This is a genomic window from Enterobacter sp. PL1 (assembly GCF_945957325.1).
Classification (GTDB): domain Bacteria; phylum Pseudomonadota; class Gammaproteobacteria; order Enterobacterales; family Enterobacteriaceae; genus Enterobacter; species Enterobacter roggenkampii.
On record NZ_CAMFKT010000026.1, the window covers coordinates 23,104 to 45,808 of the forward strand.

Consider the following 22,705-nt stretch of genomic DNA (forward strand, 5'->3'; position numbering starts at 1 on the left):
ATTGTCTGAGTGTTGCCGGGTGACGCTTCGCTTACCCGGCCTACAAGGTAAATGCGGACGGCAACGGATGTTGCCGTTTTGGTGTTTTGTGGGAGAGGGCACCAGACCGCACCACAACAACACACGTTTTGTAGGCCGGGTAAGGCGAAGCCGCCACCCGGCACAACCGCACTAGCTAAACATCACCTGCGCCCAGCGCGCCAGCCCTGCGGTAACGGAGCCAAAGTCATCGCCACCCGCAACTGGAATGCCCGGCAGCTGTTCGGCCAGCGCTTTCTTGATCAGCGGTGAACGAGCGCTACCGCCGGTCAGGTAGATGACGTCCGGCTTCTCTTTGCCGTTCTCCAGCGCGAGCTGCACCTGTTCCAGAATGCGCTGCAGCGGCTGGGCAAGCGCCGTCTCCAGCCCGTCCTGCGAAATGGCAGTGGCCAGTTCGTCACTGATAAACGGCAGGGAGACCGCATGTTCAGCGCGGTCGGACAGGGCGATTTTGCTCTCTTCCGCCGTACGCACCACGCGGTAGCTCAGACGCTGACGCCACACTTTATAGAGCAGGGCGACCTTTTCGCCGTCCTGGGCATCGCGCACCAGATCGTTAAGGAAGCGGCCGTTGGCGGTGCTGTAAAAATCACTCTGCGCAGGCACGTCGTTGATGGCAATCGCGTTCCACCACGGCAGGATCGGCAGGGCGATGCCTTTTTCGGTTTGCCCCCCCATGCCGAGCAGCGGCATCAGGCTCTTGAAGGCCAGGGCGATATCCAGATCGTTACCGCCCACGCGGCAGCCGCTGTGCCCGAGCAGGCTGTTTTCACGATCGCGACGGCGATGCCACTGCGGCCCCATCAGCAGCAGCGAGCAGTCCGTCGTGCCCCCGCCGATATCCACGACCAGTACGCGCTTCTCTTCCGTCAGCGTGGCTTCGAAGTCCAGCCCTGCGGCAACCGGCTCATACTGGAATACCACGTCGCGGAAGCCTGCGCGGTGCGCCGCGCGCTCCAGGATCCCCTGCGCCTGCTGGTTGGCCTCGTCGCCGCCCAGCCCCTGGAAGTTGATCGGGCGGCCAATCACCGCCTGGGTAATCGCATCGGAGACCTGCGTCTGCGCCTGGTTGCGGATGTGCAGCATCATCGCGCACACCAGGTCTTCGAACAGCGCGACCTGCTGCGGCTTCAGGCCGCTGGCGCCGAGGAAGGATTTTGGCGACTTAACGAAGTAGACCTCTTCGGGGTCTTCAATGTAGTGCCCGAGCGAGGCGAGGCCGAACTGCACGCTGGAGGGCGTAACGTCGATGTCCTCCTCGCGGTTAAAGCTGACCGCCCGGCGCAGCAGCGCCTGGGTCTCCGCCGCCGTGGCCGGAACCTGATGGTGGCGGAACAGCCACTCGCTCACCGCTTCACGCGTCGGTGCGCAGAGCATAGACGGCAGCAGCGTGCTCTCTTTTTCCATCTTCAGGAGCCGTGGCTGCCCGTCTTGCATAATCGCAACCGAGCAGTTTGCCGTACCGTAGTCAAATCCAATAAACACGATGAATCCCCATGCCGGTGAGAAGGGGCGAGACTTTAACGAAATGTCTGCATGGCGACAACAGGAATATGAAAGCAAGGCAAAACAGGGTCTTTACGTTTATGCTGATAACACTAAAAAAGGAGCAACGATGTATACCCTCACCTGGCTTCCCCCTTATGACTGGCAGTGGATGTTTGGTTTTCTTGGCGCGCGCGCGGTAACGGGCATTGAAACCGTCACCAACGATTACTATGAGCGCAGTTTTGCCTGCGAGGGGCATCAGGGGATTTTCCGCGTGACGCCGGATCTCGCAACACATACGCTGACCGTGACCCTCAGCCCGGGGTTAATTCCGGTTGCGCAGGCGTGTCTTGAACGCATCGAACGCCTGTTCGATCTCCGCTGTAACCCGCAGCAAATAGCAGAAACGCTGGGTGAACTCGGTGCTGCAAGGCCAGGCTTGCGTTTACCGGGGGCGATGGATGCGTACGAGCAGGGCGTCCGGGCGATCCTCGGGCAGCTGGTGAGCGTGGCGATGGCGGCGAAGCTGGCGTCACGCGTGGTGGCGCTCTGTGGCGAACCGGTGGCGGACTGTCCGGGCTATCTCTGCTTCCCCACGCCGCAGGCGCTGGCGGCAGCGGACCCGCTGGCGCTGAAGGCGTTGGGCATGCCGCTAAAGCGCGCGGAGTCGCTGATTCATCTGGCGCAGTCGGTTATCGACGGAACGTTTCCGCTTTCCCCGCCCGCGAATACAGAAGAGGGGATGAAGGCGTTACAGCAGCGGCCGGGGATAGGGCGCTGGACGGCAAATTATCTGGCCCTGCGCGGCTGGCAGGCGAAAGATGTGTTTCTGCCGGATGATTACCTGATTAAACAGCGCTTCGCCGGAATGACGCCCGCGCAAATTCGTCGTTATGCCGAACGCTGGAAGCCGTGGCGCTCCTACGCGCTGCTGCACATCTGGTATACCGACGGCTGGGCACCGTCAGTTGATGGCGAAATAGCTGGTGTTGAGCAGAAGATCTAATGGCTGCGGCTCGGCGATGGTGTCACCAAAGATAAAATCGATGCCGATGCCGGAGAGCGTATCCATCATGATGGGCTGGTTACAGGGGCCCGCGATAGTTTTCATTCCCACACGCTGGGCGTGGCCCTGAACAATGGTCACCATCATCTCATCCATCAGATTGCCATACACGTTGGTTACCACCTCTGCATCCAGCATCAGATAGTCGGCCATATTCGCGGTCAGGTGGGTAAAGACGTTCATGTCGCGTCCCACCTGGCTGAAGATCACGCGGCAGCCCGCCTGGCGAAGCTTTTGCAGACCCCTGTGCAGGTTCTTATCCGGGTTGCACACCACATCGGCAGAGATAACCAGATGCAGCAGACGGCCCGGCATCGGGCTTTTATCCAGCAGATCGAGCAGTTCATCGACCAGCGTCACGCTGGCTAAACCGGCCTCCGAGAGCGGCAGCGCCACGCCCATGCCTTTACTGGCGATCTGGGTGGCATAGGTGCGGAAAAACTCGCTAAAGATCCGTCTGTCGAGGGCGTGCAGAAGCTCAGGCTCGGCCAGACCCGAGCGGAAGGCATGCTCTTCCTGAACTTCGCCCTGGCTGGTCCACAGGCGTAACGACAGCAGCCAGAAATTACTGCTCTCCGGGATGCGCGGGGAGGCGACGCTGCGGGCAATCATCATCAGATGATTGTCTTTAATCATGTGCCACTGTTCATCAAGCGACATCATGCTGCGCGTGTGGTGATCCCGCTCCTGCTGGGGTTCATACACCGTCACCATGCCACGCCCGCTGTTTTTTGAGGCGTAACAGGCAATGTCCGCCTGCGACATGATTTCCGACGCCTGATGGTTATTTTCATCAATCAGCGTGATGCCGGCGCTGGCGCCGATCCGGTGCAGGCGGCCTTCCCACATAAAGTGATAGTCGTTGATGGCATGAATCAGGCGACCGGCGATATAGCGCGCGCTTTCCAGGTTGCAGTCCGGTAACAGTAACCCGAACTCGTCCCCGCCCAGACGCGCCAGCACGTCGCTGGAGCGGAGCATGGTCAACATCAGGGAAGCCAGTTCCCGCAGCAGGGCATCACCCGCGGCGTGGCCAGCCGTGTCGTTGACGGCTTTGAAGCGATCGAGGTCGATAAACACCAGGGCATGGCGCTGGCGCGTTTCGCGAACGGTCTGCAAGAGCCGTTTGAGATGGTTTTCGAAGCTGACCCGGTTTGCCAGATGGGTCAGGGCATCGTGGGAGGCGCTGTAGCTTAGCTGGCGCAGCATTTTGCGCGACTCGGTGACGTCCTGAATGACGATCACCGAGCCAATATTCTGTCCATCCAGCGTGCTGAGCGGCGTAATGCTGTAGTGGATATCATAATTGCCGCCGGTACGGCAGTTCAGCACCACATCCTGATCGATATCGGAACGGGACATATCGCCGCTGTGAATATTCTCCATCAGCGGCCCTTTTTCACCGAAGGTAATGTGTAACACCTTCAGGATCGGCTGGCCGATAGCCTCGGTCTGCAGCCAGCCGCTCATTTTCTCCGCGACCGGGTTCATAAAGGTGACGTTCATGTTGATATCGGTGCACAGCACCGCTTCACCGATGGAGTCGAGGGTAATGTGCAGACGCTCTTTTTCCTGGAAGAGGGCCTCGTTAAGCTGCTTAACCTCGGTCATGTCCATGTTGATGCCGAGCAGCCGTTCAACTTCCCCCTGCTTATTGAGCACCCGGTTCGCCAGGGAGCGAATATGACGCACGCCTTCCTTCACGCGGATGCGGAATTCGAGCTTAAACGGCAGGCGGGAAATCAGGGAGTCCCGCAGCACCTGCTCGGCGTGGACGCGATCCTCCGGCAGCATCGTGTCGTGCCAGAGCTGCCAGGTGGGCTTGATGTGCGGCGGTATTTCATAAAGCTCAAACATCCGCTTATCCCAGCTGATAATGTCGGGTTCAAGATCCCACTCCCAGATGCCGATGCCCCCGGCTTCGTTAGCCAGCGTAATGCGCTCCATCAGGCGCTTATTGACCCACTCGGTCTGCTTCAGGTCGTTAATGTCTTCAATCTGGGCAATAAAATAGAGCGGCGAGCCGTCGGCATGGCGCACCACGGAGACGGCAAGAAGCGCCCAGACCACTTCCCCGTCGCGGGTGTAATAGCGCTTTTCGAGGGAGTAGGTATTGATCTCGCCGTTGACCAGCTGTTCGAGCTGCTCGAGGTCGGTATTCAGATCTTCTGGCCAGGTGAGCTGCTGGAAGGTCAGCGACTGAAGCTCCGTCTGGCTGTAGCCGAGGAAATTGCACAGCGCCTTGTTAGCCTGAAGCCATTTGCCTTCAATGCTGACCAGCGCCATGCCGATGGCGGAATATTCCATCGCGTTACGAAAGCGCTCTTCGCTTTCGGTGATATGTTTGCGTTCGGCGCGGAAGGCGTACATCACCATGGTCATCACGTTAGCGGGCAGGAGCAGCATCAGGAACGGCAGCCAGGGGGCGTTCAGCATCGGCCCGGCGTGCTGGGTGGTCAGCGCCAGAGGATTGCGGGCAATCATCAGCGACACCACCATCACGGTGACCAGAAACACCATGAACGCTTCCATCCGCGGCAGGCGCACGGCGCTCCACATCAGCAGAACGATCACGCAGGTGAAGGGCCACGGCAGCCAGGTGATGGCTGCCCAACTGAGGGCTAACGTCACGGCCAGCGTGGTCAGCGTTTCCAGCAGCAATCGCGGGTCACGGTGGCGCAGCAGATAATGCGGCTTAAATAACAGCCCCAGTGGCACCAGTGCCAGTGCGCCAATGGCTTCTGACAACACCCAGACGAAGAAATTACGCAGGGGCTCAGAGCCGGGTGCCAGCAGAGACACCAGAATGCCGCCCATCAGTGGCGGCACCAGCGCGCTGCCGATGGCCACGCGGATCCAGTCGTTCAGATTCTGCAGCGGGTTGTACCACGGGAGCCATTTACGCAGGAACAGCGCGCCGATAACGGCCTCAATGACGTTGACGGCAGGGTAGATGAGGCTGACCGACCCCCAGGAGAACAGCATCCATGAGGCCAGAATATTGCCGAACGAACAGGCCAGGGCAATGCCCGGCCACATTTTTCCGGCATGGCGGTAAAACGCCACCATCATAATGGCGGTGGGAAACCAGAGCGGGGCCAGCAGGGTGCCGAAGCGGGTGAGCTCCAGCGAAAATAAGGTAAAGATAAAGGTGACCAGGCCCAGACAGACAAGTCGTAATAAAGGATGTGGGGTGGTCACCAAAACCCGCTGGTATTGTTTATTCATTACCGCTTTATCCAGAGACGCCATGCCGTCAGGGAAGAAGATGTCCGAACGCGTGAATTTGATAATTTGGTTTATGCTAGTACAAACAATTTACAATTCATATGGTGACCGCTCAGAATTTGACAACACAGACTTATTAAATACTTACTCCGTGAAAAAAATCGGGTAAGCGGCGAAAAAATGCGCATTTAAATTTCATTCAGGGAATAACTCGTCACTTTTCGGTCAGTCTCGCAGAACCTGAGTATTCGACTGGTATCACGCCCGCGAAATCCCTATAATTGCCGCGTTTGACGCTCCGGCGTCGTCCTTCCTTTACATCCAGGTTAATCAGGTCGCTAAATTTATGACTGATAAGTCTCATCAGTGCGTCATTATAGGCATCGCCGGCGCATCGGCTTCAGGTAAAAGTCTAATTGCCAGTACGCTTTATCGCGAACTGCGTGAACAAGTAGGTGATGAGCATATCGGCGTCATTCCCGAAGACAGCTATTACAAAGATCAATCCCATCTGTCGATGGAAGAGCGCGTTAAAACGAACTATGACCACCCAAATGCGATGGATCACAGCCTGCTGTTCCAGCATTTAGAAGCGCTTAAGAGCGGCCAGGCGATCGAACTGCCCGTTTACAGTTACGTAGAACATACCCGCACCCAGGAAACGATCCGCATCGAGCCGAAAAAGGTCATTATCCTTGAAGGCATCCTGCTGCTGACCGACGCCCGCCTGCGTGAATCCATGAACTTCTCGATTTTCGTCGATACCCCGCTGGATATTTGCCTGATGCGCCGCATCAAGCGTGACGTTAATGAACGTGGCCGCTCAATGGACTCCGTGATGGCGCAATACCAGAAAACGGTCCGCCCGATGTTCCTGCAGTTTATTGAGCCCTCCAAACAATACGCCGATATCATCGTGCCGCGCGGGGGTAAAAACCGCATCGCGATCGATATCTTAAAAGCGAAAATCAGCCAGTTTTTTGAATAAGCCGCGTGAATTGTGTACCGTTCAGAGATAACCTGGTTTTACCCTGAGCGCTTACCGGCTCAGGGTACGATGCATGAAAGGAGAAAAAGGCATGCGTCTTTGTGATCGCGATATTGAAGCCTGGCTGGATGAAGGCCGTTTGTCTATTACCCCACGTCCACCTGTTGAGCGTATCAATGGGGTGACCGTCGATGTCCGGTTGGGGAATAAATTCCGCACCTTTAGCGGCCATACCGCACCGTTCATTGACCTCAGCGGACCGAAGGACGAAGTCAGCGCCGCGCTCGATCGCGTGATGAGTGACGAAATCGTAATCGAAGATGGCGAAGCCTTTTATCTGCATCCGGGTGAACTGGCGCTGGCGGTAACGTTTGAATCCGTCACCCTGCCTGCGGACCTCGTCGGCTGGCTTGACGGCCGTTCTTCGCTGGCGCGACTGGGACTGATGGTACACGTGACCGCGCACCGTATCGATCCAGGCTGGTCGGGCCGTATTGTGCTGGAATTCTTCAATGCCGGTAAATTGCCGCTGGCGCTTCGTCCGGGGATGATGATCGGCGCGTTAAGTTTTGAACCGCTGTCAGGCCCGGCAGACAGGCCGTATAACCGCCGTCAGGACGCAAAATATCGCGACCAGCAGGGTGCGGTTGCCAGCCGTATTGATAAAGACTGATCGTTAGTCCATTGAGGATGCCATGAGAAGAGTTCTGACAACGCTGATGATTTTGCTGGTGGTGCTGGTGGCTGGCCTTTCGGCGTTGGTTCTGCTGGTTAACCCTAATGACTTCCGCGCGTATATGGTGCGGCAGGTTGAGGCACGCAGTGGTTATCAACTGAAGCTGGACGGGCCGCTGCGCTGGCACGTCTGGCCGCAGCTCAGCATTCTCTCTGGCCGCATGTCGCTCACGGCGCCGGGGGCGTCCCAGCCGCTGGTGTCCGCAGACAACATGCGCCTTGATGTGGCGCTGATCCCGCTCATTTCCCATCAGCTGCAGGTGAATCAGGTGATGCTGAAAGGCGCGGTGATTCAGCTCACCCCGCAAACTGAAGCTGTCCGTGATGCCAACGCGCCGGTGGCACCGCGTGAAAATACCCTGCCTGATGAACCGTCTGATACTGGCTGGTCCTTTGATATTGGCAAACTGAAAGTGGCCGATAGCGTGCTGGTTTTCCAGCATGAGCACGAAGAGCTGGTCACCGTTCGCAACATTAATCTGCAGATGGAACAGGATGAGCACCATCTTGCATCGGTGGAATTCAGCGGGCGCGTGAACCGCGATCAGCGGGATTTGACGCTGTCGTTGAATGCTAAAGTGAATGCGTCAGACTATCCGCATCAGCTCACGGCGAACATCCAGCAGCTCAACTGGCAGCTGACGGGGGCCAATCTGCCCACCCAGGGGATCGCCGGTCAGGGGACGCTGCAGGCCGTGTGGCGTGAGGAACAAAAACAGCTGGAGCTGGATAATCTCAACCTGCAGGCAAACGACAGTAGCCTGAAGGGGCAGGCGAGCGTCACCTTTGAAGAGAAGCCGAAGTGGGTGCTGAATCTGCAATTTGACAAACTCAACCTGGAAAACCTGTTGCCACCTCTGCCAGCCAGCGCCACGGACAGCGAGGCGACGCAGACGGGGCAAAGCCAGGCACCGGTATCACGTCCGGTTATTTCGTCGAATCTCGATCAACCTGACTATAACGCTCTGCGCGGATTCACGGCGGATATTCTGCTGAAAGCCACCAGCCTGCGCTGGCGCGGCATGGACTTTACCGACGTGAGCAGCCAGATGTTTAACCATAACGGTTTGCTGGTGATCTCCGAACTGAGCGGCAAGATGGGTGCAGGACACCTCTCACTGCCCGGCACGCTGGATGTCCGTAAAGACGTTGCCAGCGCCGAATTCCAGCCGCGTCTCGATAACGTTGAGATAGGGACCATCCTGACCGCGTTTAACTACCCGATCTCTCTGACGGGGCAGTTGACGCTGGCGGGGGATTTCTCCGGCACGAAAATTGATGCCGATGCTTTCCGCCGCGAGTGGCAAGGGCAGGCGCATCTTGATCTGAAAAACTCCCGTATGGAAGGGCTTAACTTCCAGCAGCTGGTGCAGCAGGCGGTAGAGCGCAGCAGCGATGTGAAGGCCCAGGAGAACTACGACAGTGCCACGCGCCTCGACAGCTTCACCACGGACCTGACGCTGAACAACGGACAACTCTCTCTCGACGGAATGCAGGGTACCTCTTCACTCTTATCAGTAACGGGCGAGGGTAAGCTGGATCTGGTCAAAGAGACGGCGGACACGCGCTTTAACGTGCGGGTACTTTCCGGCTGGCAGGGGGAAAGCAAGCTCATCGACTTCCTGAAACAGACGCCGGTCCCGCTGACCGTATACGGCAAATGGCAGGCCCTGAATTACAGTCTGCAGGTGGATCAGATCCTGCGTAAGCATCTGCAGGATGAAGCGAAACGTCGACTCAGCGGCTGGGCGGATCGTAATAAAGATTCACAGGACGGCAAGGATGTGAAGAAGCTGCTGGATAAGCTTTGATGCCTGTTGCGCCGGGGGGGGGCGGCTTCGCCTTACCCGGCCTACAAAAGCCTGACGCCGTTGCGCCACCCGGCTTTTTTACACCTCAAAATCCAGTTCTTCCTCTTCCCGCAGCGGTATCAGCTGAACCTTCTGCACGCGATGGTTTTCAATCTGGAGCGTTTTAAGCCGATAGTCGCCGACCTGAACCTCTTCCCCCTGCTGTGGGATACGCTGCAAATACTCCATCAGCAGACCGGCAATGGTGTGGTATTCCCGTTTATCATCCAGCGGCAGCGGCACATACTGCACCAGGTCTTCCAGCGGCATATGGCCGTTAGCCGTCCACGAGCCGTCGGCGTTTTTCTGAATGTCGTGGCGGGCGTCAATCTCATCCACCTCGTTTGGCAGATTACCGGCAATGGTTTCCATCACGTCGCTGAGCGTGACCAGCCCTTCCACCGAACCAAACTCATCCACCACAAAGGCAAAGTGGGTGCGCGCGTTACGGAATTGCTCAAGGGCGGAAAGCAACGGCAGCCCCTCCGGGAAGACCAGCGGCTGGCGAACCAGGGCGCGGAGATTGAGCGGCTCACCGTGGAGCTGCTGCTGGAGCAGATCAATGACGTGTACCACGCCCAGCAGCTCCTCTTCCGCTTCCCCGCCGGTCACCACCACGCGGGTGTGCTGGTTTTTATCCAGCAGGGCGCGAACGTGCGCTTCCGGGGCCGTCAGGTCAATATGCTCAATGTCATGCCGCGACGTCATAATGCTGCTGACCGTACGCTGGTTCAGATTGAGCACTCGCTCAATCATCCGTCGTTCCTGCGGGTCAAAGATCTGCCCGTCGCTGTGGTCGGCCAGCATGGCGGAGGATTCGGCGTCCAGCTCCGCATCCTCTTTCTTGCCGCTTAACAGACGCATGACCGTGTCGGCTGTGCGCTGACGCAGAGTCTGATTGGCGGAAAGGAAGCGACGGCGGTTGAATATCGCCAGCTGGTTAAGCGCTTCAATCATGACGGAGAACCCGATGGCGGCATACAGGTAGCCTTTCGGAATATGGAAGCCAAAACCGTCGGCCACCAGGCTGAAGCCAATCATCAGCAGGAAGCTCAGGCAAAGGATAACGATGGTCGGGTGACTGTTCACGAAGCGGGTCAGTGCCTTGCTGGCCATGACCATCAGCGTGATGGCAATAATGACCGCGGCCATCATCACCGCAAGGTGGTCCACCATCCCGACGGCGGTGATCACCGAGTCCAGGGAGAAGACCGCATCCAGCACCACGATTTGCGCGACCACCGGCCAGAATTTTGCTCCGCGGCGCTGGGTCGGGTTCTCGCTGTCTTTGCCTTCCAGCCGCTCGTTGAGCTCCACGGTGGCTTTGAACAGCAGGAATAGCCCGCCGAAGAGCATGATCAGATCGCGGGCGCTAAAGCTCAGACCGTGAATGGAGAACAGAGGCTGAGTGAGCGTGACCAGCCAGGAAATAGAGGCCAGCAGCAGTAAGCGCATCACCATCGCCAGCAGCAGCCCCGTTACGCGCGCGCGATCGCGCTGGGAAGGGGGCAGTTTTTCAGCGAGGATGGCGATAAAAACCAGATTATCAATCCCGAGCACCAGCTCGATGACAACCAGCGTAACCAGCCCGGCCCAGATTGAGGGATCGGCAATCCATTCCATAGTAGTAGCAATACCTTCTGTAACATGACTAATGACACAATTCGATCATGGATAAAGCTGTGGGAAAATGCAATGTCAGTATGAGATTTCTCTCAATAATCATTAAATTAAAACTGGCGGGTATAATAGTTTTAATTTATCCAGAAAATCTGTATTTATCCGAAATAACAAAATTAAGAAATATCGCATTAAAAGATGTTCAATCATAACGCTGTCAACATAAAGAAATTCTTAAAAATAAAGTGCATTTCTAAATAAATTCTTAAAAGTTGACGTTCGGAACCCGTTTTCTTGCCTGTTTTGGGATTAACTGTTACAAGATTATTAGCCTAAAAAAGGATATCTCTCGTTAAGGATTGATGTTTTTTTTGGGCGATTAACGAAATAGTGCCTGCGTATTTTGAATGCTTCATTTATTTCACCAGCAAAAAATTCTTGCGGTTTTTTGCCTGTAATTCATTGAGTTATAGCGTATTGGTAGCTGGAAGCCAAGGGCGGTAGCGTGCCTGAATGTGTGTGGGTGGGCCATGATTACGTTGTCAACAGTGACTGGCCAAATAGCGTTTTTTTAGGAATGATGCCACTTATATTTTTATTTAATTAGCTACATTCTTAATGCATTTTAGATTCACACGTATTTAAATTGCACAGGATAATTACTCTGCCAAAGTGATAAATAATCAATGATGAACTCCAAAATGAAATTGATGCCATTATTGGTGTCTGTGACCTTGATGAGCGGTTGCACGGTCTTTCCCGGAAGCAATATGTCTACAATGGGCAAGGATGTGATCAAGCAACAGGATGCCGATTTTGATCTCGACAAAATGGTGAATGTTTATCCACTTACGCCTCGTCTGGTCGAACAATTACGCCCACGTCCAAACGTTGCCCAGCCAAATATGTCACTGGACCAGGAAATTGCTTCCTACCAGTATCGCGTAGGGCCTGGAGACGTCATTAACGTGACCGTCTGGGATCACCCCGAACTGACCACGCCAGCGGGCCAGTACCGTAGCTCAAGCGACACCGGTAACTGGGTGCAGTCAGATGGCACCATGTTCTATCCCTACATTGGTAAAGTCCATGTAGCAGGGAAAACGCTTGCCGAGATCCGCAGTGATATTACCGGCCGCTTAGCGCAGTACATCGCCGATCCGCAGGTGGACGTTAATATCGCCGCATTCCGCTCGCAAAAAGCCTATATCTCCGGCCAGGTGAACAAATCTGGTCAGCAGGCCATCACCAACGTTCCTCTGACCGTGCTGGACGCCATTAACGCCGCAGGCGGGTTAACCGATGGCGCCGACTGGCGCAACGTGGTACTGACCCACAACGGGAAAGAGCAGCGCATTTCGCTGCAGGCGCTGATGCAAAACGGCGATCTGACCCAGAACCGCCTGCTTTATCCGGGCGACATCCTCTATGTACCACGCAATGACGATCTTAAAGTCTTCGTGATGGGTGAAGTGAAGAAACAGAGCACCCTCAAGATGGACTTCAGCGGTATGACGCTGACCGAAGCGCTGGGCAATGCTGAGGGTATCGATCTGACGACCTCTAACGCGACCGGTATCTTCGTGATCCGTCCGCTGAAAGGTGAGGGCAGCGCGAAAGGCAAGATTGCCAACATCTACCAGCTGGATATGTCCGATGCGACCTCTCTGGTGATGGCGACGGAGTTCCGTCTCCAGCCATACGACGTGGTGTATGTCACTACCGCACCGGTTGCCCGCTGGAACCGTCTGATCAACCAGTTGCTGCCAACCATCAGTGGCGTTCGCTACATGACGGATACGGCGCGCGACATTCATACCTGGTAATCCGCGATGTTTAACAAAATTCTGGTGGTATGCGTGGGGAACATTTGCCGTTCCCCTACGGCTGAACGGTTGTTGAAACACTACCAGCCCGAACTGACCGTTGATTCGGCAGGGCTGGGTGCACTGGTCGGTAAAGGTGCCGATGAGCGCGCAATGAGCGTGGCGCGGGACCATCACCTCTCTCTCGACGGGCATGTTGCCCGCCAGGTCACTGGCCGCATGTGCCGTGAGTATGACCTGATTCTGGCGATGGAAAAACGCCATATTCAAGCGCTGTGCGATATCGCTCCGGAGATGCGCGGTAAGGTGATGCTGTTTGGACACTGGGACAATGAACGTGAAATCCCCGATCCATATCGCAAAAGCCATGAGGCTTTCGAGGCGGTTTACACCTTACTTGACCAGTCTGCCCAACAGTGGGCGCAGGCACTGAAAGCTCAGCAGGGATAACAATGACAGAAAAAACAAAACCTTCTGCCGCCCCGACTTCGGGCAGTGATGAAATTGATATTGGGCGCCTGGTTGGCACGGTTATCGAGGCAAAGTGGTGGGTGCTGGGCATTACCGCCGTGTTTGCCGCGGCGGCCGTCGTCTATACGCTGTTCGCCACCCCTATCTACAGCGCCGATGCGCTGGTGCAGATCGAGCAGAATACCGGTAACTCGCTGGTGCAGGACATTGGCTCTGCGCTGGCGAACAAGCCGCCGGCCTCTGACGCTGAAATCCAGCTCATCCAGTCACGTCTGGTGCTGGGTAAAACGGTTCACGACCTTGGGCTCGATATCTCCGTCACCAAAAATACCTTCCCAATCTTTGGTGCGGGCTGGGATCGGCTGATGGGCAGAAGCAACGACACGGTGAAGGTCACTGACTTCGTGCTGCCAAAAGGGGCAGCCGATCAGACCTTTACCCTGACGGTGCTTGGCCCGAAACAGTATCAGTTGACCAGCGACGCGGGCTTTAGCGCGCGCGGTGAAGTCGGACAGATGCTGAGCAAAGACGGCGTCAGCATGATGGTCAGTGCGATCAACGCCCAGGAGGGCGGGGAGTTTACCGTCACCAAATTCTCCACGCTGGGGATGATCAACAACCTGCAAAACAACCTGACCGTCACCGAAAACGGTAAGGACACCGGCGTGCTGAGCATGACCTTTACCGGGGAAGATAAGGATCAGATCCGCGACATCCTGAACAGCATTACCCGCAACTACCTTGAGCAGAACGTTGAGCGTAAGTCGGCTGAAGCGGCGAAAAGCCTGGCGTTCCTGTCGAAACAGCTCCCGGAAGTGCGCGCCCGCCTGGATGATGCCGAGAACAAGCTGAACGCCTACCGCCAGGATAAAGACTCTGTCGACCTGCCGCTGGAGGCGAAATCGGTCCTCGATTCGATGGTCAACATTGACGCGCAGCTCAACGAGCTGACCTTCAAAGAGGCGGAGATCTCCAAGCTTTACACCAAACGTCACCCGGCTTACCGCACGCTGCTGGAGAAACGCCGCACGCTGGAAGAGGAGAAGGCGAAGCTCAATGACCGTGTGACCGCGATGCCGAAAACGCAGCAGGAGATCGTGCGTCTGACCCGCGACGTGGAGTCAGGACAGCAGGTTTACATGCAGCTGCTGAACAAGCAGCAGGAGCTGAAAATCACCGAGGCAAGCACCGTGGGTGACGTGCGCATCGTCGACCCGGCGATTACCCAGCCTGGCGTGCTGAAGCCGAAGAAAGCGCTGATCATTCTCGGCAGCATTATTCTCGGCCTGATGCTCTCCATCGTTGGCGTGCTGCTGCGTTCGCTGTTCAACCGCGGTATCGAAAGCCCGCAGGTGCTGGAAGAGAACGGTATCAACGTCTATGCCAGCATTCCGCTGTCTGAGTGGCAAAAATCCCGTGACAGCGTCAAAACCATCAAAGGCGTTAAGCGTTACAAACAGAGCCAGCTGCTGGCGGTGGGTAACCCAACCGACCTGGCGATTGAAGCGATACGCAGCCTGCGTACCAGTCTGCACTTCGCCATGATGCAGGCTAAAAACAACGTCCTGATGCTGACCGGTGTCAGCCCGTCAATCGGTAAAACCTTCGTCTGCGCCAACCTGGCGGCGGTCGTTAGCCAGACCAACAAGCGCGTGCTGCTTATCGACTGCGATATGCGCAAGGGCTACACCCACGAGCTGCTGGGCACCAACAACGTCAACGGTCTGTCGGAGATCCTGCTTGGCAAAGGTGACATCAGCCAGAGCGCGAAACCGACTACCGTGCCGAAATTTGACCTGATCCCACGTGGGCAGGTACCGCCTAACCCGTCCGAGCTGCTGATGAGCGAACGCTTTACCGAGCTGGTTGAGTGGGCGAGCAAAAACTACGACCTGGTGCTGATCGATACGCCGCCGATTCTGGCCGTGACCGATGCTGCCGTTGTGGGTCGCCATGCGGGTACGACGCTGATGGTGGCGCGTTACGCGGTGAACACCCTGAAAGAGGTGGAAACCAGCCTGAGCCGCTTCGAGCAGAACGGGATTGAGGTGAAAGGGGTGATCCTGAACTCCATCTTCCGCCGCGCGACCGGGTACCAGGATTACGGGTATTACGAGTACGAATATAAGTCTGACAGCAAATAACAATCCCCCTCACCCTAACCCTCTCCCGAGGGGAGAGGGGCGGGGTGAGGGATCAGGGGAAGATCATGACCACACAACGCCCTTTAGTTTCAATCTATATGCCGACATGGAATCGTCAGCAGCTGGCGATCCGCGCAATCAAGTCGGTGTTACGTCAGGATTACGATAACTGGGAGCTGATCATCGTTGATGACTGCTCTTCCTCGTATGAACAGCTGCAAAAATTCGTGACTGACCTCAACGACCCGCGGGTGGTCTATACCCACAACGAGATTAACTCTGGCGCCTGTGCTGTACGTAATCAGGCGATTATGCAGGCCAAAGGGCAGTATCTGACCGGCATCGACGACGATGACGAATGGACGCCGAACCGCCTGTCTATTTTCCTGTCGCATAAAGAGCAGCTGGTCACGCACGCGTTCCTGTATGCCAACGACTATGTCTGTCAGGGCGAGGTGTACTCGCAGCCTGCCAGCCTGCCGCTCTATCCGAAATCACCGTACTCTCGACGCCTGTTTTACAAGCGCAACATCATTGGTAACCAGGTCTTCACCTGGGCGTGGCGCTTCAAGGAGTGCCTGTTCGATACCGAACTGAAGGCCGCGCAGGATTACGACATCTTCCTGCGGATGGTGGTGGAGTATGGCGAGCCGTGGAAAGTGGAAGAGGCCACGCAGATCCTGCACATCAACCACGGGGAGATGCAGATCACCTCGTCGCCGAAGAAGTTCTCGGGCTACTTCCATTTTTACCGCAAGCACAAGGACAAGTTTGACCGTGCCAGCCGTAAATATCAGCTCTTTACCCTCTATCAGATCCGCAATAAGCGCATGAACTGGCGCACGCTGCTGACGCTGTTGTCCATACGTAACGGCAAGCGCCTGGCTGATGGACTTCGGGGGAAATAATGTTTCTGGAAGATTGCCGCGCTAACAGCTGGAGCCTGCGTCCTTGCTGCATGGTTCTGGCGTACCGCATCGCGCATTTTTGCTCGGTGTGGCGTAAGAAAAATGTCCTGAACAACATCTGGGCGGCCCCCGTGCTGGTGCTGTACCGCATCATTACCGAATGCTTTTTTGGCTATGAAATTCAGGCCGCTGCAACCATTGGCCGTCGCTTTACCATCCATCACGGCTATGCGGTGGTGATCAACAAGTTCGTGGTCGCCGGGGATGATTTCACCATCCGCCATGGGGTGACCATTGGCAACCGTGGGCCAGACAGCCTGGCCTGCCCGGTCATTGGCAATAACGTCGAGCTGGGCGCGAACGTGGTGATCATTGGCGACATTACGATTGGTAACAACGTCACGATTGGTGCGGGCAGCGTGGTGCTGGACACCATTCCGGATAACGCGCTGGTGGTGGGAGAGAAAGCCCGCGTGAAGGTGATTAAATGAATATTCTGCAATTTAACGTACGCCTCGCAGAAGGCGGAGCGGCAGGGGTGGCGCTGGATCTGCACCAGCGCGCGCTGCAAAAAGGACTTCAGTCTCGATTTATTTATGGCTATGGCAAGGGCGGCAAGAAAAGCGTCAGTCACGATAACTTCCCGCAGGTGCATAAGCACACGCCGCGCCTGACCTCGATTGCCAACATTGCGTTGTTCCGTCTGTTTAACCGCGATCTGTTTGGCAACCTGAATACGCTTTATCGCACGGTGACCCGCACCACCGGCCCGGTTGTGCTGCATTTTCACGTGCTGCACAGCTACTGGCTGAATCTGGAAGAGGTGGTGGCGTTTTGTCAGAAGGTGCAGGCCCACAAGCCCGACACCCGCTTCGTCTGGACGCTGCACGATCACTGGAGCGTAACCGGCCGTTGCGCGTTTACCGACGGCTGCGAAGGCTGGAAAAACAACTGCCAGAAATGCCCGACGCTGAGCAACTATCCGCCGGTGAAGGTGGATCGCGCGCACAAGCTGGTGGCCGGAAAGCGCCAGCTTTTCCGCGACATGCTCTCGCTCGGCTGTACGTTTATCTCCCCGAGCCAGCATGTGGCCGATGCCTTCAACAGTCTGTACGGGGCAGGGCGCTGCCAGATTATTAACAACGGCATCGACGTGGCGACGGAAGCCATTCTCGCCGACCTGACGCCGGTGGCGCAAACCACGGGCAAACCGAAAATCGCTATCGTTGCGCATGACCTGCGTTACGACGGGAAAACCAACCAGCAGCTGGTGCGCGACATGATGGCGCTGGGTGACAAAATTGAGCTTCACACCTTCGGCAAATTTTCACCGTTCGAAGGGGCTAACGTGGTGAACCACGGGTTTGAAACCGATAAGCGCAAGCTGATGAGCGCGCTGAATGAAATGGATGCGCTGGTGTTCAGCTCCCGCGTGGATAACTACCCGCTAATCCTCTGTGAAGCGCTCTCCATCGGCGTGCCGGTGATTGCCACCCACAGCGATGCGGCACGTGAGGTGCTGGAAAAATCCGGCGGGAAAACTTTTGCGGAGCAGGAGGTTCTGCCGCTGGTGCAATTGCCGAAGGCGCAGATCGCTCAGGCCGTTTTTGGCACCGACCTGGAATCGTTCCGCAACCGCAGCCGCAAGGCCTACAGTGGACAACAGATGCTGGAGGAGTATGTCTCGTTCTATCAGAATCTGTAGTTATCTGCTGCTGCCGCTGATTTACCTGCTGGTCAACGTTAAGATTGCCCAGCTCGGCGAAAGCTTCCCGATAACCATCGTCACCTTCTTGCCCGTTCTGCTTCTGCTGTATGTCGATAAAATCAACCTGAAGAAGCTGATGATCGCCTTAGGGTTGGGGACGGGTCTGACGCTTTTTAACTATATCTTCGGCCAGTCGCTGGATGCCAGTAAATACGTCACCTCGACCATGCTGTTTGTTTATATTGTCATTATTATCGGCATGGTCTGGAGTATTCGCTTTAAAACGATTTCTCCGCACAATTATCGGAAAATCCTCAGGTTCTTTTATATTGCCGTTGCGTTAATTGTTATGCTTGCTGCTATGGAGATGGCGCAAATTATTCTCACCGGCGGCAGCAGCCTGATGGAGATAATTTCGAAATATCTCATTTACAGCAACAACTATGTATTGAACTTCATCAAGTTCGGCGGGAAGCGTACCACGGCCCTCTATTTTGAACCGGCGTTTTTCGCTTTGGCGTTAATCTCAATTTGGCTCAGCATCAAACAGTTTGGTATCAAAACGCCTAAGACCGATGCTATGATTCTTGCAGGAATCGTTCTGTCTGGATCGTTCTCAGGGGTAATGACATTTATCCTGTTTTACCTGCTGGAATGGGCGTTTCAGTACCTGAACAAAGATGCGATTAAGAAAAAACTGCCGCTGGCGATTATCTCTCTGACGGTATTTATGGTGGGCGTGATATTTGCCTTCCCCTACATCTCAGAACGTCTGGGTGATTTGGGAACGGAAGGATCCTCGTCCTATTATCGCATCATTGGACCACTGGTGATGGTGGGTTATTCCTTAACCCATATTGATGGTGTAGTAAGATTCGGCTCACTTTACGAATATGTTGCATCATTCGGAATCTTTAACGGTGCGGATGTCGGTAAAACCATAGACAATGGTCTGTATCTGTTAATTATTTATTTTTCGTGGTTCGCCGTACTGTTGACGCTGTGGTATCTGTTTAAAGTTTTCAAAATGATGATTAACGCGTTTGGTGATAACCAGAACTTTCGCGTGCAACTTTATCTGTTTACGCCCGTGTCGCTGTTTTTTACCGGGTCAATATTTAGCCCGGAATATGCTTTCTTGATTGTCTGTCCGTTTATTCTGCGCAAGGCGCTTAATATTACGCACGTATGACGAAATGAGGTGATTTATGTTTCTTAGCGTCATTACTGTCGCTTTTCGTAATTACGAAGGGGTGGTAAAAACCTGGCGCTCGCTGCGCAACCTGGCGCGCGATCCAAGCCTCACCTTTGAGTGGATTGTGGTCGACGGCGGCTCGAACGATGGCACGGCAGAGTTTCTGGAAAAACTCAACGGTGAGTTCAACTTACGCTACATCAGCGAGAAAGATAAAGGCATCTACGATGCTATGAACAAAGGCATTAACATGGCGCAAGGCCGTTATGCCATCTTCCTGAATTCGGGTGATATCTTCCATGACGACGTGGCGCTGTTTGCCCGCCAGCTGGCGCGCCAGAAAGAGGACGCCATGTATATTGGCGATGCGCTGCTTGATTTTGGCGACGGACATAAAGTGTGCCGCAGCGCGAAGCCGGGCTGGTATATCTACCACAGCTTACCGGCCAGCCATCAGGCCATTTTCTTCCCGGTAAAAGGTCTGAAAAAACAGCCTTACGATTTGCAGTATAAAGTGTCATCCGATTATGCACTGGCCGCCAGTCTGTATAAGTCAGGTTACCCGTTCCGCCGAATTAAAGGGCTGGTATCTGAGTTTTCAATGGGGGGTGTGTCAACCTCGAATAATCTGGAGTTGTGCCAGGATGCCAAAAACGTGCAGCGTAAAATATTACGCGTGCCGGGATTCTGGGCGGAATTATCTTATTTTTTACGCGTGCGTACCACGAGTAAAACGAAAGCCTTATATAACAAAGCCTGAATATAAGGAAACGTAATGCAGGATCTGAACGGTTTCTCCGTACCGAAAGGTTTTCGGGGGGCGGGCGGTATTAAAGTGCAGCTATGGTGGGCGGTTCAGGCCACCCTATTTGCCTGGTCACCGCAAATACTGTACCGCTGGCGAGCATTTTTATTGCGTCTGTTTGGCGCGAAAATAGGAAAAAACGTAGTCATTCGTCCTTCGGTGAAAATTACCTATCCCTGGAAATTAACGCTTGGGGATTACGCCTGGGTAGGGGATGACGCGGTGTTATATACCCTGGGCGAGATTACGATTGGCGCGAATTCGGTGGTTTCACAGAAATGTTATTTGTGCACCGGCAGCCACGACTTTATGAGCCCGCATTTTGATATTACCGCTTCGCCTATTGTGATCGGTGAAAAATGCTGGCTGGCAACGGATGTTTTTGTTGCACCGGGTGTTTCTGTTGGCGATGGCACGGTAGTCGGTGCCCGCAGCAGCGTTTTTAAATCGCTACCGGCAAATAAAATTTGTCGTGGCAACCCCGCAGTGGTGATACGCGAACGCGTTGAAACTGATTAAATTCATAAGTAGAGGAATATAAACATGTCTAAAGTCGCTCTCATCACCGGCGTTACCGGGCAGGATGGTTCTTACCTGGCAGAGTTACTGCTGGAAAAAGGTTATGAAGTACACGGTATTAAACGTCGTGCGTCTTCATTTAACACCGAACGTGTCGATCATATTTATCAGGATCCTCACGCGGCGAACCCGAAATTCCACCTGCACTACGGCGACCTGACCGATACCTCCAACCTGACCCGTATCCTGCAGGAAGTGCAGCCGGATGAAGTGTACAACCTGGGGGCGATGAGCCACGTTGCGGTCTCCTTCGAGTCTCCGGAATACACCGCTGACGTGGACGCCATGGGTACCCTGCGTCTGCTGGAGGCGATCCGCTTCCTGGGTCTTGAGAAGAAAACCCGTTTCTACCAGGCATCCACCTCTGAGCTGTACGGCCTGGTGCAGGAAATCCCACAGAAAGAGACCACGCCGTTCTACCCACGTTCTCCGTATGCGGTAGCGAAACTGTACGCCTACTGGATCACCGTGAACTACCGTGAATCCTACGGCATGTACGCCTGTAACGGCATTCTGTTCAACCACGAATCTCCACGTCGCGGCGAAACCTTCGTGACCCGCAAAATCACCCGCGCTATCGCCAACATTGCGCAGGGTCTGGAATCGTGCCTGCACCTTGGCAACATGGATTCCCTGCGTGACTGGGGCCATGCCAAAGACTACGTGAAAATGCAGTGGATGATGCTGCAGCAGGAACAGCCAGATGACTTCGTGATCGCCACCGGCGTGCAGTACTCCGTTCGTCAGTTCGTTGAAATGGCTGCCGCTCAATTGGGCATCAAGCTGCGCTTCGAAGGCACCGGCGTGGAAGAGAAGGGCATCGTGGTTTCCGTGACCGGCCATGACGCACCGGGCGTGAAGCCAGGCGACGTGATTGTGCAGGTTGACCCACGCTACTTCCGTCCTGCTGAAGTGGAAACCCTGCTGGGTGACCCAACCAAAGCGCACGAGAAGCTGGGCTGGAAACCAGAAACCACTCTGCAGGAGATGGTTTCCGAGATGGTAGCCAAAGATCTTGAAGCAGCGAAAAAACACTCCCTGCTCAAGTCTCATGGCTACGAGGTTGCCATCGCGCTGGAGTCCTGAGAATGACAAAACAACGTATTTTTGTCGCCGGTCATCGCGGAATGGTGGGTTCCGCGATTGTTCGCCAGCTCGAACAGCGCGGTGACGTCGAAGTGGTTGTCCGCACGCGCGACGAGTTGAACCTGCTCGACAGCCGTGCGGTACAGGACTTCTTTGCAAACGAACGTATTGACCAGGTGTATCTGGCGGCGGCGAAGGTGGGCGGCATTGTTGCCAACAACACATACCCGGCGGATTTCATCTACGAAAACATGATGATTGAGAGCAACATCATTCACGCGGCGCATCTGCACAACGTGAACAAGCTGCTGTTCCTCGGCTCATCCTGTATTTACCCGAAAATGGCAAAACAGCCGATCGCTGAAAGCGAGCTGCTGCAGGGTACCCTGGAAGCCACCAACGAGCCGTACGCGATTGCCAAAATTGCCGGGATCAAGCTGTGCGAGTCCTACAACCGTCAGTACAACCGCGACTATCGCTCGGTAATGCCGACCAACCTGTACGGACCGCACGACAACTTCCACCCGAGCAATTCGCACGTGATCCCGGCGCTGCTGCGCCGCTTCCACGAGGCGACCGCCGAGAACGCGCCGGATGTGGTGGTGTGGGGCAGCGGTACGCCGATGCGCGAATTCCTGCACGTGGACGACATGGCTGCGGCCAGCATTCACGTGATGGAGCTGGATCGCGAGGTGTGGCAGGAGAACACCGAGCCGATGCTGTCGCACATCAACGTGGGCACCGGCGTGGACTGCACCATTCGCGAGCTGGCGCAGACCATCGCGCAGGTGGTGGGCTACAAAGGCCGCGTGGTGTTTGACGCCACGAAACCGGACGGCACGCCGCGCAAACTGCTGGACGTAACCCGTCTGCATCAGCTGGGCTGGTATCACGAGGTGTCACTGGAGCAGGGGCTGGCCAGCACCTATCAGTGGTTCCTGGAAAACCAGCATCGCTTCCGGGGGTAAC

The 22,705-nt window shown here is 55.5% G+C and carries 18 protein-coding genes; 15 read left to right on the plus strand and 3 right to left on the minus strand.

The features are described from left to right. Nucleotides 1-171: 171 nt before the first annotated feature. Nucleotides 172-1,524, minus strand: a complete 1,353-nt coding sequence (gene yegD, locus N6P30_RS19935) for a molecular chaperone (RefSeq protein WP_058673323.1) — start codon at nucleotides 1,522-1,524, stop codon at nucleotides 172-174. A gap of 130 nt (nucleotides 1,525-1,654) precedes the next feature. Here yegD and alkA point away from each other — a divergent pair, with 130 nt between their 5' ends. Further along, complete coding sequence (gene alkA / locus N6P30_RS19940) at nucleotides 1,655-2,533, plus strand: DNA-3-methyladenine glycosylase 2 (protein WP_032675171.1); 879 nt, start codon at nucleotides 1,655-1,657, stop codon at nucleotides 2,531-2,533. Here alkA and N6P30_RS19945 read toward each other — a convergent pair. After that, complete coding sequence (locus N6P30_RS19945) at nucleotides 2,492-5,821, minus strand: diguanylate cyclase (RefSeq protein ID WP_008500856.1); 3,330 nt, start codon at nucleotides 5,819-5,821, stop codon at nucleotides 2,492-2,494. The genes alkA and N6P30_RS19945 overlap by 42 nt on opposite strands. A gap of 346 nt (nucleotides 5,822-6,167) precedes the next feature. On the opposite strand from N6P30_RS19945, the gene udk reads away from it, so the two are divergent. From udk to asmA, 3 genes are all read left to right on the plus strand, one after another. Beyond that, a complete protein-coding gene (gene udk, locus N6P30_RS19950) occupies nucleotides 6,168-6,809 on the plus strand; it encodes a uridine kinase (RefSeq protein ID WP_008500855.1) in 642 nt (213 codons plus the stop codon). 91 nt (nucleotides 6,810-6,900) lie between these two features. Next, nucleotides 6,901-7,482: a dCTP deaminase gene (gene dcd / locus N6P30_RS19955; RefSeq protein WP_008500854.1), complete on the plus strand. Its 582-nt coding sequence runs from the start codon at nucleotides 6,901-6,903 to the stop codon at nucleotides 7,480-7,482. 22 nt (nucleotides 7,483-7,504) lie between these two features. After that, nucleotides 7,505-9,355, plus strand: a complete 1,851-nt coding sequence (gene asmA, locus N6P30_RS19960) for an outer membrane assembly protein AsmA (RefSeq protein ID WP_058673324.1) — start codon at nucleotides 7,505-7,507, stop codon at nucleotides 9,353-9,355. A gap of 78 nt (nucleotides 9,356-9,433) precedes the next feature. On the opposite strand, the gene N6P30_RS19965 is transcribed toward asmA, so the two are convergent. Beyond that, a complete protein-coding gene (locus N6P30_RS19965) occupies nucleotides 9,434-11,017 on the minus strand; it encodes a TerC family protein (RefSeq protein ID WP_058673325.1) in 1,584 nt (527 codons plus the stop codon). A gap of 683 nt (nucleotides 11,018-11,700) precedes the next feature. Here N6P30_RS19965 and N6P30_RS19970 point away from each other — a divergent pair. From N6P30_RS19970 to N6P30_RS20020, 11 genes are all read left to right on the plus strand, one after another. Next, nucleotides 11,701-12,840 carry a polysaccharide export protein gene (locus N6P30_RS19970; protein ID WP_008499413.1) on the plus strand — a complete coding sequence of 380 codons (1,140 nt, stop codon included), beginning with the start codon at nucleotides 11,701-11,703 and terminating at the stop codon, nucleotides 12,838-12,840. A gap of 6 nt (nucleotides 12,841-12,846) precedes the next feature. Then, nucleotides 12,847-13,290, plus strand: a complete 444-nt coding sequence (gene wzb / locus N6P30_RS19975) for a low molecular weight protein-tyrosine-phosphatase Wzb (RefSeq protein WP_021241460.1) — start codon at nucleotides 12,847-12,849, stop codon at nucleotides 13,288-13,290. 2 nt (nucleotides 13,291-13,292) lie between these two features. After that, nucleotides 13,293-15,455, plus strand: a complete 2,163-nt coding sequence (gene wzc, locus N6P30_RS19980) for a tyrosine-protein kinase Wzc (RefSeq protein ID WP_008499415.1) — start codon at nucleotides 13,293-13,295, stop codon at nucleotides 15,453-15,455. Nucleotides 15,456-15,520: 65 nt separating this feature from the next. Continuing rightward, entirely contained in the window at nucleotides 15,521-16,363 is an 843-nt protein-coding gene (wcaA, locus tag N6P30_RS19985) for a colanic acid biosynthesis glycosyltransferase WcaA (protein WP_021241458.1), read from the plus strand. Further along, on the plus strand, nucleotides 16,363-16,854 hold the full coding sequence (gene wcaB / locus N6P30_RS19990; protein ID WP_039025009.1) for a colanic acid biosynthesis acetyltransferase WcaB: 492 nt from the start codon (nucleotides 16,363-16,365) through the stop codon (nucleotides 16,852-16,854). Before wcaA ends, wcaB begins: the two co-directional genes overlap by 1 nt. Continuing rightward, nucleotides 16,851-18,068 (plus strand): colanic acid biosynthesis glycosyltransferase WcaC, encoded by a 1,218-nt coding sequence (gene wcaC / locus N6P30_RS19995; protein ID WP_023293848.1) that lies wholly within the window; start codon nucleotides 16,851-16,853, stop codon nucleotides 18,066-18,068. Before wcaB ends, wcaC begins: the two co-directional genes overlap by 4 nt. Then, the gene (wcaD, locus tag N6P30_RS20000) at nucleotides 18,043-19,263 is read left to right on the plus strand and encodes a colanic acid polymerase WcaD (RefSeq protein WP_058673326.1); all 1,221 of its coding nucleotides are present in this window, start codon (nucleotides 18,043-18,045) and stop codon (nucleotides 19,261-19,263) included. The genes wcaC and wcaD overlap by 26 nt, the downstream gene beginning before the upstream one ends. Nucleotides 19,264-19,279: 16 nt before the next feature. Then, nucleotides 19,280-20,026: a colanic acid biosynthesis glycosyltransferase WcaE gene (gene wcaE / locus N6P30_RS20005; RefSeq protein WP_008499420.1), complete on the plus strand. Its 747-nt coding sequence runs from the start codon at nucleotides 19,280-19,282 to the stop codon at nucleotides 20,024-20,026. Nucleotides 20,027-20,041: 15 nt separating this feature from the next. Next, nucleotides 20,042-20,590: a colanic acid biosynthesis acetyltransferase WcaF gene (wcaF, locus tag N6P30_RS20010; RefSeq protein WP_058673327.1), complete on the plus strand. Its 549-nt coding sequence runs from the start codon at nucleotides 20,042-20,044 to the stop codon at nucleotides 20,588-20,590. A gap of 24 nt (nucleotides 20,591-20,614) precedes the next feature. Further along, on the plus strand, nucleotides 20,615-21,736 hold the full coding sequence (gene gmd, locus N6P30_RS20015) for a GDP-mannose 4,6-dehydratase (RefSeq protein WP_058673328.1): 1,122 nt from the start codon (nucleotides 20,615-20,617) through the stop codon (nucleotides 21,734-21,736). A 2-nt stretch (nucleotides 21,737-21,738) separates the two neighbouring features. Further along, nucleotides 21,739-22,704, plus strand: coding sequence for a GDP-L-fucose synthase family protein (locus N6P30_RS20020; RefSeq protein WP_013097874.1), 966 nt, complete (start codon nucleotides 21,739-21,741; stop codon nucleotides 22,702-22,704). The last annotated feature ends 1 nt before the right edge of the window (nucleotide 22,705 follow it).

Excerpts from the sequence above, each read along its gene's own strand:
- alkA (WP_032675171.1), top strand. The coding sequence starts at position 1,655 with ATGTATACCCTCACCTGGCTTCCCCCTTATGACTGGCAGTGGATGTTT.
- N6P30_RS19945 (WP_008500856.1), bottom strand. The coding sequence starts at position 5,821 with ATGAATAAACAATACCAGCGGGTTTTGGTGACCACCCCACATCCTTTA.
- udk (WP_008500855.1), top strand. The coding sequence starts at position 6,168 with ATGACTGATAAGTCTCATCAGTGCGTCATTATAGGCATCGCCGGCGCA.
- dcd (WP_008500854.1), top strand. The coding sequence starts at position 6,901 with ATGCGTCTTTGTGATCGCGATATTGAAGCCTGGCTGGATGAAGGCCGT.
- asmA (WP_058673324.1), top strand. The coding sequence starts at position 7,505 with ATGAGAAGAGTTCTGACAACGCTGATGATTTTGCTGGTGGTGCTGGTG.
- N6P30_RS19965 (WP_058673325.1), bottom strand. The coding sequence starts at position 11,017 with ATGGAATGGATTGCCGATCCCTCAATCTGGGCCGGGCTGGTTACGCTG.
- N6P30_RS19970 (WP_008499413.1), top strand. The coding sequence starts at position 11,701 with ATGATGAACTCCAAAATGAAATTGATGCCATTATTGGTGTCTGTGACC.
- wzb (WP_021241460.1), top strand. The coding sequence starts at position 12,847 with ATGTTTAACAAAATTCTGGTGGTATGCGTGGGGAACATTTGCCGTTCC.
- wzc (WP_008499415.1), top strand. The coding sequence starts at position 13,293 with ATGACAGAAAAAACAAAACCTTCTGCCGCCCCGACTTCGGGCAGTGAT.
- wcaA (WP_021241458.1), top strand. The coding sequence starts at position 15,521 with ATGACCACACAACGCCCTTTAGTTTCAATCTATATGCCGACATGGAAT.
- wcaB (WP_039025009.1), top strand. The coding sequence starts at position 16,363 with ATGTTTCTGGAAGATTGCCGCGCTAACAGCTGGAGCCTGCGTCCTTGC.
- wcaC (WP_023293848.1), top strand. The coding sequence starts at position 16,851 with ATGAATATTCTGCAATTTAACGTACGCCTCGCAGAAGGCGGAGCGGCA.
- wcaD (WP_058673326.1), top strand. The coding sequence starts at position 18,043 with ATGTCTCGTTCTATCAGAATCTGTAGTTATCTGCTGCTGCCGCTGATT.
- wcaE (WP_008499420.1), top strand. The coding sequence starts at position 19,280 with ATGTTTCTTAGCGTCATTACTGTCGCTTTTCGTAATTACGAAGGGGTG.
- wcaF (WP_058673327.1), top strand. The coding sequence starts at position 20,042 with ATGCAGGATCTGAACGGTTTCTCCGTACCGAAAGGTTTTCGGGGGGCG.
- gmd (WP_058673328.1), top strand. The coding sequence starts at position 20,615 with ATGTCTAAAGTCGCTCTCATCACCGGCGTTACCGGGCAGGATGGTTCT.
- N6P30_RS20020 (WP_013097874.1), top strand. The coding sequence starts at position 21,739 with ATGACAAAACAACGTATTTTTGTCGCCGGTCATCGCGGAATGGTGGGT.